Below are 1,585 nucleotides of genomic sequence, written 5' to 3'. Positions count from 1 at the left end.
CTTGCGAGGCCTGAATCACGCGATCCCCACGAAATCAATGGGTCTGGAGCCTAGGATCACAATGCTCATGGTCCGCTACAGCTACTCTATGAACGAGAGAAGCGATCGTGCTTGCCTCTGAAGGCGGGTGAGCGTTTCTTCGTCTTTTTCCGACCATTCCGCGCATTCTGCAGCGTCGAGGAACTTTTGCAGATCATCGACAGAGGCCTTTGTGATATCGATTGCTCGCTCCGGCCGCCCAATCTGATCATAAAATCGCTTTGTCTTTTCGCGAACATACAGGGAAAAAGTAGGAATGCGCTGTGAATATGCTGTTATGGCGATATGAAGATGCGACGTTAAAACGGACCTCAAGCCGGACAGTCTTGCCAGATAGGTATCAAGATTTCCGTACTCCAAGGTCTCGCAGGTTGGCGCAACGGACGCAAGCGGCGATTTCCGATGGCCGTTCGAAAGCAGAACCACATTTGAACTATTTGCCGACACGTAAGCGTCAATAGCGTCTTTAATGGCCGGAAAGGCAGTGTTCGCTTCCGCTTCCGGAAATTGTCCAGTGTTCAGTTGGATACCAATCTTGCCACTACTGACCGGCTCAAACGGAAGATAGTCCTTGCTCAGAAGAGCGCAGTCAGCGCCTAACACAACCTTTGGGCCTCTAATCCCGATGCTGGCGAGGTGGTCGAATGACTCTTGGTCGCGGACCCCAATCTTGTCTGCCATCATCGATATGCCGAAAGCAAGCATTTTCGATCGCGGGAGTTTCCAAGGTCCAGCCCCAACACTTGTAACGAACATCCGCTTTCCCTGTGTCTTCCCTGCAATTGCAGCCCGTGCAACAATGTCGAGATAGGAAGCGCCAGGCTTGGCTCCGGACGTGTCGGACATGATGCCGCCGCCGCCAACAACAATAGTGTCGGCCTTGTCGAAGATGCCGTCGTAGCTCTCGGCGAACTCGGTGCCGATCCAGTTCGCGTTGCTTTGGCCGAGCTTGGGAATGACCACGTCATAGCCCACTTGTTGAAGCCGCTTCGCGATGATTGCTCCCACAAGATCGTCGCCGAAATTGTGAACTCTGTACGGCCCAACGACAACGGCCGTCTTTTTCATTTTCCCGTCCAATTGGCTCCTCCAGTCTACTGAGCGATGGTGACCCCTTGTGGCACTGAAAGCAAGGTGCTGGCTAGGGTCAAAACTCGTTTTCGTTACATAGCCAGAACAAGACTGTGGCTGCGAGGACGATGGCGGAGAAGAACGTTTCCGGGCATCGGCCGTATCGTGTGGCAACGCGCCTCCAGTCCTTGATGCCTTGATACGGCCGAACATGATCTCGATGCGGTTGCGACGCCTGTACCTCCGCTTGTCGTACCTCACCGGCTTCTCGCGGGTCTTCCTGCCCGGGATGCAGACCTTCATCCCTTCGTCTTTTAACGCATCTCGTAGCCGGTCCGCCCTCGCCGGTTCGCTCGAACCGAACCGGTGGCGCTCACCGGCTCGATAGCCCCGATCGGCCAGAAGCCAGTCGGCCTTCGGTGTATCGACCCAGTGAAAATCTGCTCATGCTGCAAGGAGAGACGTAGCGATGAGT

At 54.9% G+C, this 1,585-nt stretch carries 1 protein-coding gene and 1 pseudogene; both read right to left on the bottom strand.

Annotated elements, in window-relative coordinates; all coding sequences use genetic code 11:
• Positions 1-81 precede the first annotated feature (81 nt).
• Positions 82-1,107, bottom strand: a complete 1,026-nt coding sequence (locus FG154_RS20430) for a polysaccharide pyruvyl transferase family protein (protein WP_145111959.1) — start codon at positions 1,105-1,107, stop codon at positions 82-84.
• A 79-nt stretch (positions 1,108-1,186) separates the two neighbouring features.
• A pseudogene (locus tag FG154_RS20425) lies at positions 1,187-1,530 on the bottom strand (transposase); the annotation flags it as partial.
• Positions 1,531-1,585: the final 55 nt, after the last annotated feature.

The organism is Cereibacter sediminicola, from assembly GCF_007668225.1.
GTDB classification, from domain to species: Bacteria; Pseudomonadota; Alphaproteobacteria; order Rhodobacterales; family Rhodobacteraceae; genus Cereibacter_A; species Cereibacter_A azotoformans.
Note: the sequence above shows the minus strand (reverse complement) of the source record. Positions and strands in the feature narration are given on the sequence as shown.